At 69.0% G+C, this 14,854-nt stretch carries 13 protein-coding genes; 5 read left to right on the forward strand and 8 right to left on the reverse strand.

Annotated elements, in window-relative coordinates; genetic code table 11:
- On the forward strand, positions 1-679 hold a 679-nt coding region (locus U9977_RS17855; protein ID WP_322750411.1), incomplete at its 5' end, for a hypothetical protein.
- Positions 680-933: 254 nt separating this feature from the next.
- On the opposite strand, the gene U9977_RS17860 is transcribed toward U9977_RS17855, so the two are convergent.
- Complete coding sequence (locus U9977_RS17860; protein ID WP_322750412.1) at positions 934-1,257, reverse strand: hypothetical protein; 324 nt, start codon at positions 1,255-1,257, stop codon at positions 934-936.
- 451 nt (positions 1,258-1,708) lie between these two features.
- The gene (locus tag U9977_RS17865; protein ID WP_322750423.1) at positions 1,709-2,500 is read right to left on the reverse strand and encodes a nuclease-related domain-containing protein; all 792 of its coding nucleotides are present in this window, start codon (positions 2,498-2,500) and stop codon (positions 1,709-1,711) included.
- Positions 2,501-3,060: 560 nt separating this feature from the next.
- On the opposite strand from U9977_RS17865, the gene egtA reads away from it, so the two are divergent.
- Genes egtA through egtD form a run of 4 tightly spaced genes read left to right on the forward strand, consistent with a single transcriptional unit; the run spans position 3,061 to position 7,805 of the window.
- A complete protein-coding gene (gene egtA, locus U9977_RS17870; protein ID WP_322750413.1) occupies positions 3,061-4,506 on the forward strand; it encodes an ergothioneine biosynthesis glutamate--cysteine ligase EgtA in 1,446 nt (481 codons plus the stop codon).
- Complete coding sequence (gene egtB / locus U9977_RS17875) at positions 4,503-5,933, forward strand: ergothioneine biosynthesis protein EgtB (protein WP_322750414.1); 1,431 nt, start codon at positions 4,503-4,505, stop codon at positions 5,931-5,933. The genes egtA and egtB overlap by 4 nt, the downstream gene beginning before the upstream one ends.
- A 5-nt stretch (positions 5,934-5,938) precedes the next feature.
- The gene (egtC, locus tag U9977_RS17880) at positions 5,939-6,682 is read left to right on the forward strand and encodes an ergothioneine biosynthesis protein EgtC (RefSeq protein ID WP_322750415.1); all 744 of its coding nucleotides are present in this window, start codon (positions 5,939-5,941) and stop codon (positions 6,680-6,682) included.
- Positions 6,683-6,728: 46 nt separating this feature from the next.
- A complete protein-coding gene (gene egtD, locus U9977_RS17885) occupies positions 6,729-7,805 on the forward strand; it encodes an L-histidine N(alpha)-methyltransferase (RefSeq protein ID WP_322750416.1) in 1,077 nt (358 codons plus the stop codon).
- Positions 7,806-7,823: 18 nt separating this feature from the next.
- Here the strand turns inward: egtD and ilvD are convergent, their stop codons facing one another.
- From ilvD to U9977_RS17915, 6 genes are all read right to left on the reverse strand, one after another.
- Positions 7,824-9,674, reverse strand: coding sequence for a dihydroxy-acid dehydratase (gene ilvD / locus U9977_RS17890; protein WP_322750417.1), 1,851 nt, complete (start codon positions 9,672-9,674; stop codon positions 7,824-7,826).
- A 216-nt stretch (positions 9,675-9,890) separates the two neighbouring features.
- On the reverse strand, positions 9,891-10,238 hold the full coding sequence (locus U9977_RS17895; RefSeq protein WP_322750418.1) for a hypothetical protein: 348 nt from the start codon (positions 10,236-10,238) through the stop codon (positions 9,891-9,893).
- Entirely contained in the window at positions 10,235-10,564 is a 330-nt protein-coding gene (locus U9977_RS17900; RefSeq protein WP_322750419.1) for an antibiotic biosynthesis monooxygenase family protein, read from the reverse strand. Before U9977_RS17900 ends, U9977_RS17895 begins: the two co-directional genes overlap by 4 nt.
- 144 nt (positions 10,565-10,708) lie before the next feature.
- Entirely contained in the window at positions 10,709-11,566 is an 858-nt protein-coding gene (locus U9977_RS17905; RefSeq protein WP_322750420.1) for an SAM-dependent methyltransferase, read from the reverse strand.
- Positions 11,567-11,719: 153 nt separating this feature from the next.
- Complete coding sequence (locus tag U9977_RS17910) at positions 11,720-12,151, reverse strand: helix-turn-helix domain-containing protein (protein WP_322750421.1); 432 nt, start codon at positions 12,149-12,151, stop codon at positions 11,720-11,722.
- A 131-nt stretch (positions 12,152-12,282) separates the two neighbouring features.
- The gene (locus U9977_RS17915) at positions 12,283-14,268 is read right to left on the reverse strand and encodes a hypothetical protein (RefSeq protein WP_322750422.1); all 1,986 of its coding nucleotides are present in this window, start codon (positions 14,266-14,268) and stop codon (positions 12,283-12,285) included.
- Positions 14,269-14,854: the final 586 nt, after the last annotated feature.

Genomic DNA, 14,854 nt, shown 5'->3' on the forward strand with positions numbered 1-14,854 from the left:
GCAACGGGTGACCTGTGCCGACCGGACTACGGTGCCGGCCGGGCAGCCGTGTCCGACCCCGACTCCCGGCTCCACCTGCCCCGGCGGAGCCCTGCCGGACAGCGCGGGCCGCTGTCCGCAACCGTCGGTGACATGCCCTGGCGGCCTGCTCGTGCCCGCCGGACAGCGGTGCCCACAGCCGCCGACGCCCTGCCCGACGACGTCGGTACGAACCGCGTCGGGTAGGTGCACACCGACCACCCCGGGATCGACGCCCACGCTTACCCCGCGCAGCCCGGTACCCGGCGAGCTGCTGCTGGACCATCCGATTCTCTCCGCCGGGGACACGCTGATCGCCACCGGCGCGGGATGCGGGTCGGGCGCGCCGGTCGTCATCACGTCCGACGACAACAAAATCATCGGACAGACGACAGCGGACAGCCGTGGTCGCTTTTCCACCGTCGTACAGTTCGCCACCTATCGGGCCGGGCACCGCACGATCACCGCGAGTTGCGGGGCTGTCCTGCGGTCCGGTGTGGACATGGTGCTGACCAGCTCGAGCGGGGGTACGTCCAACACGTTCGTGCTGCTGCTTTTCTTTCTGCTGGCGGGTTCCCTGGTCGTGCGCCGCCAGATCGGTGACGGCAGCCGGTCGCCGATGGCACGAAAGCACGAAAGACGGGAACGGCGGCGCGGGTAAGGGATGGCGGTGGCCGTGTACCACCGCTACCCACGCCGCCGCTCCCGCATCAGCCCCGACACCGGAAGGCCGCATTGAGGGCCGACCGCGGTGCGATCATGGTTCTTTCGCGCCGCCGGCGGCCCACGTCCCCAGGGCACTCATGGGGACCGGGCACCATCGGTATCGGTTCACCCGGCGGCCGGGACACCGTCAGCCGGCAGCCGGGGAGCTGGGAACATAGCTCAAGGTGTTCATATGGTTTCAGAAGCCGTTCAGGCCCCCGCAGTAAGCCAGGCACGTGTCACGGACCGGCGTGACAGCTGCCCCAGCGACTGCTCCGGCAGGCTGAAATCGTCGGAATCGGCCCGCTCGTCACAGGACACCGACGTGTTCTGGATCCTTCCCCAGATGATACTCCGACATTCATCGGTCCCCACGACGAGCGACGTCCTGGTGTGCGGGTCGAACACTTCGACGTGCCCGTCGAAGCCGGGAGCGAGAATCCTGTAGTGACTCCACAGGTGTGCCGTGTAGGTGTCGGCGAACTTTCCCAGAAGCTCTCCGTCGGCGTCCAGCACAAGTATTCTCTTACCCATCTCCACACCCTTCGACCGCGCTTCACAAATAGGGGGTGACTGGCCTGAACCAAAGCCTACGGCGCGCCCGCGATCCCGTCTATTCCCAATTTCTCTTCATTGGCGTGAATGCTATTTCGGCGACGCTGGAATGCATTCTCGCAGCGCTGGTGCCGCGACCGTTCCAGCTGTGGTTCAGCGGTTGCACCCATCATCCGCGAACGCATTGACCCCGCAACTGTCCACCTGGGATGTGGTCCGGCGGCGGTATCCCGGCGCAGACCCAACACGCCGCCGTGGGTATACCGCCGCCGGCGGGAACACGGCCACGGACCGTTCAACATCCAAAAGTGTGTCCGGTCGCCGACGATATCAGGGGATCATCCGCCCCCTGGGCAGCCACGCGGCGCACGGCTTTGCGGTGACCGACACCCCGTCCAGGAAAGATCCAAAAAAGGTTCCAGGAGGGACGTCAGCGCCGCAGCAGACCCCGCAACCGGGACATGGCCGGCCACGTCGGTTCCGGGCCGTTCACCGGATAGGCCGGAAACACCCGCTCGGCGGCGTCCACCAGCACGGCGACGTCCAGCGGCCGCAGCAGGACACCAGCCGTGAGGATGTAGTCAGCGACCCCCGTCGCCGGCAGCAACACCACATCGTCGAGCACGGCGAGCCCGTGCGGCGGCGCGGCGCGCGCGAACGCGATCACCGGCTGCACGCAGACCTGCCAACCCGCCGGCAGCTCGGCGACCAGCTGGTTGGTGACTTCTTCACCCATCCACGCGACCAGCTCGAGCATGGGATGCAACGGCACCTTGCCCGCCCAGAGCCCGGCCCGGTTCTGCCGCAGCGGCCCGCGATGCGCGGCCGTCTCGACCACCCACGCGCCAGACGCTCCGATGACCAGATGGTCGATGTTGCCGGCGGAACCGGTAATAGAACGATCATGAAGGACGGTGTACCCGGCACGGGCGAGGCGCTCGAGCGCGCGTGCGGTATGCCGTTCGGCTTCGGCATCCTCCCGCCACGACTCGATTTCCGGTGGAGATCGAAAGAAGCGGGTTGCCGCGACAGCAAGCACGACGATGACAAAACCGAGGGCCAGCTGCAGTATCAGCAATGTGGACAGGCTCAACAGAACGCCGAACACGCTGACCACGATCGCGGCTACGCCTGCGACGACGCCGGCGACCACCGCCGCTCGGGTTGCCCTGTCCTTACGTTCGACCACGTAGAGCTGCCGGCAACGCCGATACTCCGCCATGGCCGACCGACCGGGCCAGTGTCCCTGCGACACCCGATGTCCCTGTGACACCCGAGTCATTATCACCTTCCGGCCGACCACACTCCGGCCGACCACACTCCGGCTGACCAGATCGCGGCCGAACCGGCCCGCATTGCGCACGATCCCTCACCTCCGCCGTGGGCAGGCCGGCCACCCCCCGGGCGGCCACCGCGATAGCGAGTCGGCTACGCAGCGACCACCTTCCCATACAAATCACACCGGCAAACCCACGTTGTGGATATCTCCACCGGGCTCCCATCCGAACCCCGACGCCTTTACCGACCGCCTGTACCGACCGTCGCTCCCATACCGACCGTGTGTTACCGGAGACAGGACATACCGTGCAGGAAACACCAGGGACACAAAAGTCCGGGCCACGGCTGCCGCATCGGGGTACGACGTAACGGCACCGCACGGCACCGCACGGCACCGCACGGCACCCGCACGGCACCCGCACGGCACCCGCACGGCACGATCCCCGCACCGACCCGCACCGACCCGCGGCCAGCGACACTGGCCGGTCCGGACCTGGAGGGTTCATGACACGGATACAGTCAGGTAAGCCGAAAGACGATCACCGCGGCATTGATGACGAGATCCGGTCAGCGGCAGACGTCCATCGCTACGCACACCTGACCTGCCTGACAGAGCAGCCGCGGGGAACCGTCGGCGTCGAGACCGAGTGGTTCGTCGTCGACACGGAAGCGGTATACCGCCCGGTGGCACCCACCCGGACGATGGCGGCGCTCACCGCCGCCGTTCCCGAGCGCCCGTTCGATCTCCGCGACAGCCCGTCCGCCGGGGCAACTGCCGGGGCAACCGCCGGGGCAACTGGCATCCCGGGGCATTCGACCCTGCCAGGCGGAACCCGGATCACCTTCGAACCCGGTGGCCAGCTTGAGCTGTCGGCTCCGCCGCTGCCGCTGTCGGATGCGCTGGCGCGGACAGCCGCCGACCTCGCCGGGGTCCGGTCCATGCTCGCGGATGCCGGCCTCGCGCTTGTCGGGATGGGCACAGACCCGCTGCGACCGCCGCGCCGCCATCTCACCGCGTCCCGCTACGAAGCCATGGAGCGCTACTTCCGGGCCGGCGGCGGGTCGGCGGGGGTGACGATGATGTGCTCGACCGCCTCCATCCAGGTCAACCTGAACGCGGGTACCACGGACCAGTGGACCGGGCGCTTCGAGTTGGCGCATGCCCTGGGGCCCGCGCTCGTGGCGATGTTCGCCGCCTCCCCGGTGCTGGCGGGAACGGCCACCGGCTGCTGTTCGACCCGGCAGGCGGTGTGGGCGGAGATCGATCCGACCCGGACCCGGCCGGTGGCGACCGCTCGCCGGTCCGACCCGGCAACCGCCTGGGCTGACTATCTGCTGGCCGCGAGGATCATGCTGGTTCGGGATCCGCTCGGCGGGTTCGCGCAACCCCCGACCGCGATGACGTTCGGCGAGTGGGTGGCGGGCGAGAGCCCACTGACGCGGCCACCGACAACCACGGACCTGAGTTACCACGCGACGACCGTGTTCCCACCGGTGCGCCCGCGAGGCTGGTTGGAGCTGCGCTACCTCGACGCGGTCCCGGCCGGGAACTGGCCGGTGGTGGTCGCGGTGACCACCGCGCTGCTCGACGACCCACATGCCGCTGACATCGCGGCCGATGCATGTGTGCCCGTCGCCGACGAGTGGGTCACCGCGGCGCTCGTGGGCCTGGGCGACACCGCCCTGCACCAGGCCGCCAGGACGTGCGCGGGTGCGGCCCGGGACGCGTTGGGCCGGATGGACGCCGACGCATCCCTGCTCGCGGCCGTCGACGCGTATTTTGACAACTATGTCGAGCCGGGCCGCTGCCCCGCCGACGATCTCACCGATCGCCTGGCCGAGGTCGGGCCGGAGGGCCTGCTGCGCACCGAGATCGACGCGAGCGAACGTTGTCTGAGCGTAACAGCATCGGTGCCCGCGCCGAACAGCGCCGCTGTGGTCGCGCTGTGACTGCGAGCGCAGGCGCGCAACCGGGCGACATCGCCCGGGCGCTCGCGGACAGCCGGGCGCGGAGCCTGGCCTACACCGACCTTGACGACGCCGACCTGTGCCACCAACATTCACCGCTGATGTCACCGCTGGTCTGGGACCTCGCCCACGTCGGCAACTACGAAGAACTGTGGCTGCTGCGGGCGGCGGCGGGCAGGGCGCCACTACGGCCGGGCATCGACGAGCTCTACGACGCGTTCCGCCATCCCCGGGCGGACCGGCCCGCCCTACCCCTGCTCAGCCCGGCGCAGACCCGCAGCTACCTGGCTGAGGTCCGCGGCCATGTCCTGGACGCCCTGGACCGACTCGCCCCGGACGCACTGGACGCACTGCACACGCCGCTGCGGCCACCGGTCGGGCCGGTCGAACCAGTCGGACCGTCCGCGCTGCTGGCGGACGGCTTCGTCTACGGACTGGTACTCCAGCACGAGCACCAGCACGACGAGACGATGCTGGCCACCCACCAGCTCCGGACGGGTCCCGCGGTCATCGGCGACACCCGCGGCACCGGCGGGACCGGCGAGACCGGCGAGGCACGCGTCCCACCGGCCGGACGGCGCCGACTGCCGACGGAGGTGCTGGTGCCGGCCGGCGAATTCACGATGGGCACCGACGGCGACACACCAGGCCACGCCTGGACCTACGACAACGAACGACCCGCGCACCGCGTGTACGTCCCGGCGTTCTTCATCGACACGCTGCCGGTGTCCAACGCGGCGCAGATGGCGTTCATCGAGGCCGGTGGCTACGACGACGAACGTCTGTGGTCGCCGTCGGGCTGGGCGTGGCGATGCGAGGCCGGACTGCGGGCGCCGCAGTTCTGGCGCCGCGAGGCGGGAAGCTGGGTACGGCGCCGTTTCGGCCGCGACGAACCTGTCCCGATGGACGAGCCCGTGCAGCACGTCTGCTGGTACGAGGCGCAGGCGCACGCCCGCTGGGCCCGGCGGCGGCTGCCCACCGAAGCCGAGTGGGAGAAGGCGTGCGCGCACGATCCCGTCACCGGGCGTTCGCGACGTTTTCCCTGGGGGGACAGCGATCCGACGCCGGAGCGGGCGAACCTTGACCATGTCACGTCCCGTCCGGGCGTACGTGGAGCGTACCCAGCCGGAGCCAGTGCGTACGGCGTCGAACAGATGATCGGTGACGTGTGGGAGTGGACAGCCAGCGACTTCTCGGGTTATCCGGGTTTCCACGCATTCCCGTACCGCGAGTACAGCGAGGTGTTCTTCCCCGGTACGTCCCCGAGCGTCTACAAGGTGCTGCGCGGCGGGTCCTGGGCCACGCACCACAGCGCCGTCCGGTCGACCTTCCGCAACTGGGATCATCCGATTCGCCGTCAGATCTTTGCCGGCTTCCGGCTCGCGCGCGACGCCGAGATGGGAGGCTGAGGCTGGTGTGTCGCCACCTGGTTTGGCTCGGGACGCCGCAGACGCTCACCGCACTCCTACATGATCCGCCACACAGTCTGCTGCGCCAAGCGTGGATGCCACGACGGATGCTGCACGGCCGGATCAACGCGGACGGCTTCGGTGTCGGCTGGTACGTCCCCGCGCTGCGGACCGAGCCGGCTCGCTACCGGCGGGCTGTCCCGATCTGGACGGATGCCTCGTTCGCCTCACTCGCCGGTGCGGTCCAGTCCGGTTGCGTGCTGGGAGCGGTACGCAACGCCACTGTCGGCATGCCGATCGAGGAGACAGCGACCGCACCTTACGCGCACGGTCGGTACCTGCTCAGCCACAACGGGCGGGTGGACGTCGACGTGGTGATGCGCATGCTCGATTGGCACCGGGGCGCCCCGGTGCCCGACTCGCGCTGCGACTCCGCCCTGTTGGCCGCCGTGGTCTGGCAGCGGATGAGCGCGGGCGCGAGTCTCGCCGACGCCGTCGCGGACGTGGTCGTCGCCGCGGGTCGGGCCGACGGTGCCGCCCGACTCAACCTGCTGGCAACCGACGGCACCCAGATCGTCGCCACGACCTGGGGTGAAACCCTCTCATACCGGGTATCGACAGATGGTGACGCCATCGGGGTGCACGTGGCCAGCGAGCCCAGCGATGACTCGGACGGATGGATTGACCTTGATGATCAAAAATTGCTGACCGCCGACACACGTGATGTAACCATTAGTAATTTGATCTAGAATTCGGTTACTCTCGGTCGCAGAAACGCTCCCGGAGGTTGCAACCATGACAGCGTCCAGTACCGATCTCACCGATGTGGGCTCCGCGGTCGACGACGATTCCCGGGTCGGTCCCGGCACCGGTACCAGGACCGCCCCGGGAATCGTCGTCGACCGGCACCTGAGCGCAGCCGACCGCGCCGCGGCACTCGCGACCGACGTCAGGGCGGGGCTCACGGCGGATCCGAAGGAACTGCCACCCAAGTGGTTCTACGACGCCACGGGAAGCATGCTCTTCGACGCCATCACCCGATTGCCCGAGTACTACCCGACCCGGACCGAACGGGCCATTCTGACCAGCTGCGTCCATGAGATCGCCGCGATGTCGCGAGCGGACACCCTCATCGAGCTCGGCTCCGGAACGTCGGCAAAGACCCGCCTGCTGCTCGACGCGCTGCGCAACAGCGGGCACCTGCGCAGGTTCGTGCCCTTCGACGTGGACGAGACCGTGCTCTCCCGCGCGGCCACCGCCATCCGCGGCGAGTACCCCGGGGTGACCATCCACGCGCTCGTGGGTGACTTCGAGTGCCACCTCGACCTGCTGCCCGGTGCCGACCTGCTGCCCGGCGCCAGCCGTCGCCTGGTCGCCTTTCTCGGCGGGACCATCGGCAACCTCGCCCCGACCCGACGACACGAGTTCCTGACCAGCCTGCGCGCCCAGCTCAACGAAGGCGACGCGCTGCTTCTCGGCACCGACCTGGTCAAGGATCCCGACCGGCTGGTCGCCGCCTATGACGACAGCGCCGGTGTCACGGCGGCGTTCAACCGCAATGTCCTGTCGGTCATCAACCACGAGCTCGGCGCGGACTTCGACCCGCGCGGGTTCGCGCATGTGGCCTGTTGGGATGCGGAGAACTCCTGGATCGAGATGCGGCTGCGGTCCGTGCGTGCCCAGCAGGTGCGGATAAGCGCGCTCGACCTGTCGGTGTCCTTCACCGAGAACGAACAGATGCGTACCGAGATCAGCGCCAAGTTCACCAGGGACAGGCTCGCCACCGAGTTCGCGGCCGCGGGTCTGGCCATGGTCCGCTGGTGGACCGACCCGGCCGACGACTTCGCGCTCTCCCTCTGCGTCCCGGCCTGACCAGCCGGCCCCGGTTCCCTATCCGGAGACCAGCGAGACGTCACGAACCGCGCCGGTCGATGCGGAGGTCGCCATCGCCGCGTAGGCCCGCAACGCGGCCGATACCGGACGCGCTCGGTCCGCCGGCCGGAAGCCGCCGGACGCGGCCAGCGCGGCTTTGCGCGCGGCCAGCTCGGCCGCGTCCACCATCAGGTCCAGTCGGCGGGACGGAATGTCGATCTCGATGATGTCGCCGTCCCGAACCAGCGCGATCGCGCCGCCGTGCGCGGCCTCGGGTGAGACGTGCCCGATGGACAGACCCGCGGACCCGCCGGAGAACCGCCCGTCGGTGACCAGCGCGCACTGTGGCCCGAGACCACGCGCCTTGAGGAACGTGGTCGGGTACAGCATCTCCTGCATGCCCGGACCGCCCCGTGGGCCCTCGTAGCGGATGACCAGCACATCACCGGGGTGGACCCGGCCGGACAGGATCGCGTCCACCGCGTCGTCCTGACTTTCCAGTACCAGCGCGGGGCCGCGGAAGGTCAGCCGCCCGGCCTCCACTCCGGCGGTCTTGAGCACGGCACCGTCCGGGGCGAGCGTTCCGCGCAGCACCGCGAGGCCACCGTCCGCCGAGTAGGCGTGGGCGACGTCGCGGATGCAGCCCGATGCGGCATCGGTGTCCAGTGACTCCCACCGGTTGACCGAGGAGAAGGGCTCGATCGTGCGCACTCCGCCCGGTGCCGCGTGGAAGAGTTCCACCGCCTCGCCGGCCGGGTCCGGCCGGCGGACATCCCAGAGCGACAGGAACTCCGCCAGGCTTGCCGAGTGGACGGTGTGGACGTCGCGGTGCAGCAGTCCGGCCCGGTCGAGCTCCCCGAGGATGGCCGGGATGCCGCCGGCCCGGTGGACGTCCTCCATGTGGTACTCGGAGCTCGGCGCCACCTTGCACAGACACGGCACCGTCCGGGAGATCTCGTCGATGTCGTCGAGGGTGATGTCGACGCCGGCCTCGACCGCGGCGGCCAGCAGATGCAGGACGGTGTTGGTCGAACCGCCCATGGCCACGTCCACGGTGAAGGCGTTGGCGAACGCCGCCCGGGTCGCGATCGACCGCGGCAGCACGGCGTCGTCGTCCTTGTCGTACCAGCGCTTCGCGAGGTCCACAACGGTCCGTCCGGCCTGGACGAACAGGTCGCGGCGAGCGGCGGAGGTGGCCAGGGTGGACCCGTTGCCGGGCAGCGCGAGCCCGAGCGCCTCGGTCAGGCAGTTCATCGAGTTGGCGGTGAACATGCCCGAGCACGACCCGCAGGTCGGGCAGGCCGAGCGTTCCACCGCGTCCAGTTCGGCGTCATCGACCGTGGTGTCCACCGATGCGGCGATGGCGGAGATGAGGTCCAGACCGGACCGGACGACGCCACCGGACACGACAGCCTGACCGGACTCCATCGCGCCGCCGGACACGAACACGGTGGGGATGTTCAGCCGCAGCGCCGCCAGCAGCATCCCTGGTGTGATCTTGTCGCAGTTCGAGATGCAGACGAGCGCATCCGCGCAGTGCGCGTTGACCATGTACTCGACACTGTCCGCGATGATCTCGCGGGACGGCAGCGAGTAGAGCATTCCGCCGTGACCCATGGCGATGCCGTCATCCACCGCGATCGTGTGGAACTCCCGCCCCACGCCGCCGGCCTCCGCGATCGCGTCCGACACGATGCGGCCGAGGTCGCGCAGGTGCACATGACCGGGGACGAACTCGGTGAAGCTGTTGGCGATGGCCACGATCGGCTTGCCGAAGTCGCTGTCCGTCATGCCGGTGGCACGCCACAGGGCTCGAGCGCCGGCCATGTTACGACCGTGGGTGGTGGTGCGGGAACGCAGAGCAGGCATCGGGCAGTCCTCGTGGCAATCGATCGACGCGGACGTGGACCGCGCCTGGGTCGGGCACGCTCACAGAGACCTGCCCGTTCACGCCCAGCGTAACGCCCGCCCGAACAGTGTCCGCGCATCAGTACCGGCCGTCAGCACCGGCTCTGGCAGCACCGGCTCTGCCAGGGCCGGCTCTGCCAGGGCCGGCTCTGCCAGGGCCGGCCGCCGCGGGTGTCCCTACCGAGCGCCGCGACGGCGCAACCACTCCCGCCGGACCAGCCACACGACGGCGAAGGATGCGGCAGTGCCCAGGAGCGGGAGCACTTCATGGCTGCGTGCGCCCGCCACGAAGTGGACCTGACCGTCGGGCTCCACGGCCCGGGTAGGCGTCTGCGTCCCCACCACGAGCAGGAACAGAGTCAGGACGGCGATGATCGCGTAGCCGGTGTGGAACAAGGCGTAGACGCTGACCCGGCGGCGGGGCAGTGCCCCGCGGGACAGGACGGCGGGGACCATCCACCCCAGGAAGCCGAAGAAGGTGGCGAACAGCGGCGCGAAGAAGAAGTAGTTGACGAAGGTGCTCACGGCAGGTCGGTCACGTGCTCCACAGTGGGCGGTTGGGCGAAGAAGGGACCCAGCGCCGCACGCCAGCGGACGAAGCGGTCGGACTCCCGGAAGGTCACCAGGTGCGCGTCGAGGTTCTCCCACTCGACCAGCAGGACGAACCGCGACGGTGACTCCACCCCGCGGGTCATCCGCACCGATCGGCAACCGGGGCAGGATGTGATCTCACTGACAGCCAAGCGGTAGGCATCGGTGAATTTTTCCTCCTCGCCGGGCGTGACGTCGATCTGCGCGATCTCCAGCACGGGCAGGCCGCGCGAGCCGTCAGCGGGGGCGGGGGCAGTCATGAGCGCAAGTCTGGCACGCCCGGTCGACAACCCACGCCCGGTCGACAACCACCGAATCCCTGTGCCGGACGATGTACTCGGCAATCCGGCCCCGCTGGAAGGGCTGACCGAGGGGCTCCTGTGGGCGGCGGCTGCGTGCTGGGGTCATGGAGTCACGCGCAGGGCTGTGAGAAAGCCACCGTGGGTCGCGTCGGGAATCGGCCTGCAATAGTAAGCGGCGAGTGCGGCGAGTTCGTGGAACTGGGGTTGCCAGCTGTGGCCGCTGAGCCAGCCGGGGGCGTCGGCCCCGAGTCCGCCTTTCCACAGCGCCGTGTACTGCTGCATGGTCGGCATCTGGCGTGTGGTGGCGGTCAGGCTGGCGGCGGCCATGGGGGTGTGCTCGAACGAGAGCTGGCTGCCCGGGGCGGACAGGTCGCTGACGTTGGTGAGCAGTCGTCCCGCTTCGTCGGCGGTGAGGTAAAGGAGCAGCCCTTCGGCCAGCCACGCCGTCGGGCTGGTGACGTCGAAGCCCGCCTCGGTCAGCGTCGCCGTCCAGTCCTCCCGCAGGTCAGCCGGCACGGTGACCCGCTCGCAGCGTGACACAGCGCTGGAAGCGGCCAGCACCGTGTCTTTGAAGGCCAGCACGTCGGGAAGGTCGAGCTCGAACACGCGGGTGCGCGGCGGCCAGGCAAGCCGCAAGGCCCGGGTGTCCAGGCCCGCGGCCAGCAGCACCACCTGCCGACATCCGGCCGCGGTGGCGGCTGTCAGGTAGTCGTCGTAGAACCGCGTGCGGATGACGCCGTGGAGGTGGAACACCGCTCCCAGGGATGCCAGCGGCCCGAGCGCAGCCACCTGCCTCTCGGTCTTCGGCTCGTCGGGAAACGCCCCCGGCGCGGCGTTCACGAACGCCTGCGCATACGGGTCGTCAAACAGCCGGTCGTCCCGCCGGCTCTCGCGGGCGCGGATCATCGCGACTCCGAGTGCGGTCTTCCCCACGCCCCGCAGCGGTCCGCGCGGCTGCAACGGTCACCTCCCTGCCCGGTTCGCGGTGCCTGAGCGGCTGACGACGAACCTCGGTTCTCGTCTCTCCTGTCGCGGACGGCAGCCGTGACCTGGGCTGTTCGCTGTGTTTCTCAGCGATGTGTCGCCCGCTCCCTCTCACTGTTCTGTCGTGTCCTAGGCAGCTGCTCGGAGGTAGCGCTGGACCGTCCGGTGGCTGCAGCCGAGCTCGGCCGCGATCTGTCCGATGGTCCAGCCGGCGGCGCGGAGTTGGGCGGCTTCCACGGCTCGGTCCGGTGGCAGCGGCTGGGGGGCATCGAGTTGCAGGGTCGGGGCGATGTCGTCCCGGTCGGCGGGGCCGAGTCCGCCGTACCAACCGTGGCGCGCCTCGGGGTCCTCTGCCCGCAGGGCCAGCGCGAGGCAGGCGATGCGAGCGGCGCAGCCGGCGCAGCGAAGGAGGGACAGCTCGTCGGGCCGTTCCTCGTCGGGGTGGTAGACGTCTGGGTCCGCCCCTGCGCACGCCGCTTGGTCGAGGTTGTCGTTGATGCGATGGTCGACGAGGTCGCGAAGCTCTCGCTCCCGACCCTCAAAGAAATACGGGTTGGGCACCGTCCACTCCAGCTCATGGCCCTGGTAGAGGCGAGATGGGCGTCACACGTTTGTCCGTGTCGCATTCTCAACGCTAGCGAAGAGGGCGACAGGCCCCGCCGAGATGACTCCCGGGAGGAGGCCCTCAAGGTCTACGCGATCTCGGTGTCGTCGCCCTCGTCGAGATCAGCCTCGTCGTCGAGATCGTCCCCGTCCAGGTCGGGGTCATCCCCAGAAGCCAGACCGTGCCGTTGAGCGCTTCGGCTGCTCCAGATCGGGAATTTCTGAACGACACCGAACAGGATGCTCTGCCAGACGTCGCAGTCCACCTTGCTCGCGCCCAGCGCGTCGATGGCAGGGGTGCCGTCGTCGGACCGAACCGCCTCGACCTTCTTGACCGCGGTCTCGACCTCACGGATCGCCCGGCCGAGCGCGTTCAGGACGTTCCCCAGAGTCTCGGCGGGGGTTTCAGGGGCGGGTATGAGTCCGGGGCCTTCTCCAGCCACGTGGAAGCGGTGTCGCAACTCGGCGTTTCTGGCGATGGTGTCCCGGCCTTCGACGTTGCGCTCGACCTTCCCGGTGTCGTCCACCATCCGAATCCGGCGGCCGTTGCCGTAGTCCACGAGCGCCTGCCGCAACTGGTAGACGCCCGGCGGCGTGATCCGCATCCGGTTGATCACCTCGCCCGGCTTGCGGCGGTCCTCCGGCTCGGTGTCCCGGGGACCTCGGTCGAGCAGGTGTCCGTTCACGACGAGCGGGTAGGCACTACGGGCGGCCAGCTCGCGCGTCGCGGGCCCCGGGTTCCCGGATTCGGTCTCGGCGAGGGCGGCGGCGGCGAGTTCCTCCGCGGTTCGGAAGGTCGCCTCCCAGTCTTCCTTGGCCAACTCGACGTTGAACGCCTCCTTGAGGTATTTGCGGATACGCTCCCGCCGACGTGAGTCCTTCTCCGGCACGGACCGCAGCATTAGCGACGTCGCCAGGTCGAACAGCAGCTTCGGGCTGGTCTTCTTGCGCGTGCTCTGAGTGGTGATCGCGACGCGGACGGCCTCATGGATGCGCGGACCGCGGTCGGTGAACAGCCGGACGATCGCTGCAGTCCGCACCGCCGGGTCAGCGCTGAAACCCGCGGCTTCTGCCTCCGCCGGCGTGAGCACACCAGCCAGCCACTCGGCCTTGCCCGTCGTGATCAGGTTGCGGCGTTCCAGCTCGTCGAGGATCGCATCGGCGAGCGCCTCGTTCTCGGTCGCTTCGCCCCACGGTTTGGGGTAGTCCACGTGCCGCAGCGCCACCAGCGACTTGACCGCGACACCGAAGTCGGAGGCGATGTCGCCGTGGGGCTCGAAGCCGACCAGCAGCAGAGCGGGCACCTTCTCACACCGCGCCTGGACCGCCATGTCCGGTTCCACCTGGTCAGGTGACCCGGCCGCAGTGAGCTCATCGTTCAGCCTGCGGATGTGCGCACGCATCTTGCGTTCGTCGCGGTCGTAGGGGATGTCGGCGGACCGAAGGCCGAGCAGGTCGTGCACGCATGTCATGCGGCTGGAGCCCTCGGCGGTCACAGGGACGGTGATACTCGGGTTGCCGTCCAAGTGCTTGAACGTCGTGGCCGCAAGCCACACCTCGGTCATCACACCCTGGTGTCGGATGGAGGACCGCCAGTCGTTGTTGTTGATCACATAATCGCGGGCCTGTTGCGCCGTCCAGGCCAGATGCTCCTGGCCCTGAATCTGCTGGATCAGCTCTGGACGCCCGTCTGGCGCAGCCTTCGGCTCCGGTAGTGGACGCAACCGGGTGCTCTCTCCTCCGCGACCGACAAGGTCAGAGACGGGGTGACGACGAGCCGGCCCGATCCGCGGATTCCGCGGATCGGGGATGACGTATCGGGCCCACACTTCGGCCCGAACAGCAAGGATCACCCCACCGGGAACCGAGAGCCGCTCGGGATCCTCGGCAGTCCGGCGGGCGGCGGAAGGATCAACAACGGCAAGCGCGAATGCCTGTGCGGCGTCCTCGCTCATGTTGAACTGGTCGATGAGCTTGTCGGCCAGTTTGCGAGTCGCCACCGCGAGGGCTGGCACGGGCAAAGGCTCCGCCGGCCGGGGGAGCACGGTTTCCACGGGGATAAGTGCGGCATTCATTTAGGACTTCTCCGATCTCCTTGATCCGGTCGTCGTCCGGATGACCCGGACGACATGTCATGTCATCCGGGGAGATCGGCCCCGATAGAACTCCGTTCTCCCCCTCAGCCCGCCCGGGCTGCGCCCGGTGTGTCCGAGGCGGCATCTGCCCCGCTGCCCATCTCCGAGACGTACCGGTGGACCTAACCACCGGCGTTGCCGCCCGCTGGCCGTTGGCCAACGGTGAGTTGCTCAGCGATTTGCTGATGTCGCTGGACAAACCGTAGCACCGGGGGTGACACGGGCTGCCCGAGGATGTCCCGTGCGGACGTGGTGATCTCGTGACCGCCCTGTTCAAGGCGACCGCGGTCCGGGCCGACGCCTGCTGTCAAGCCTTCAGCGTGGTGGGAGGGGGTGGGGTTGCCATGTCACCGGCTCGTCGATGCGGTGACGTCGAAGGAGCCGCTCTGCTTCGTGGTGAAGATGATCGGCAAGTACGGAACCTTCACCCGCGACGAATCCGGTGTAGGCGGCGCGTTGTCGATAGCCGCGTGGGGCGAGGCCAGCGGGGTGGAGACGGATGTCGCCGCCGGCGTCGTCCACAAGC

The sequence above is a fragment of the Protofrankia sp. Cas8 genome, assembly GCF_963555845.1.
Classification (GTDB): domain Bacteria; phylum Actinomycetota; class Actinomycetes; order Frankiales; family Frankiaceae; genus Protofrankia.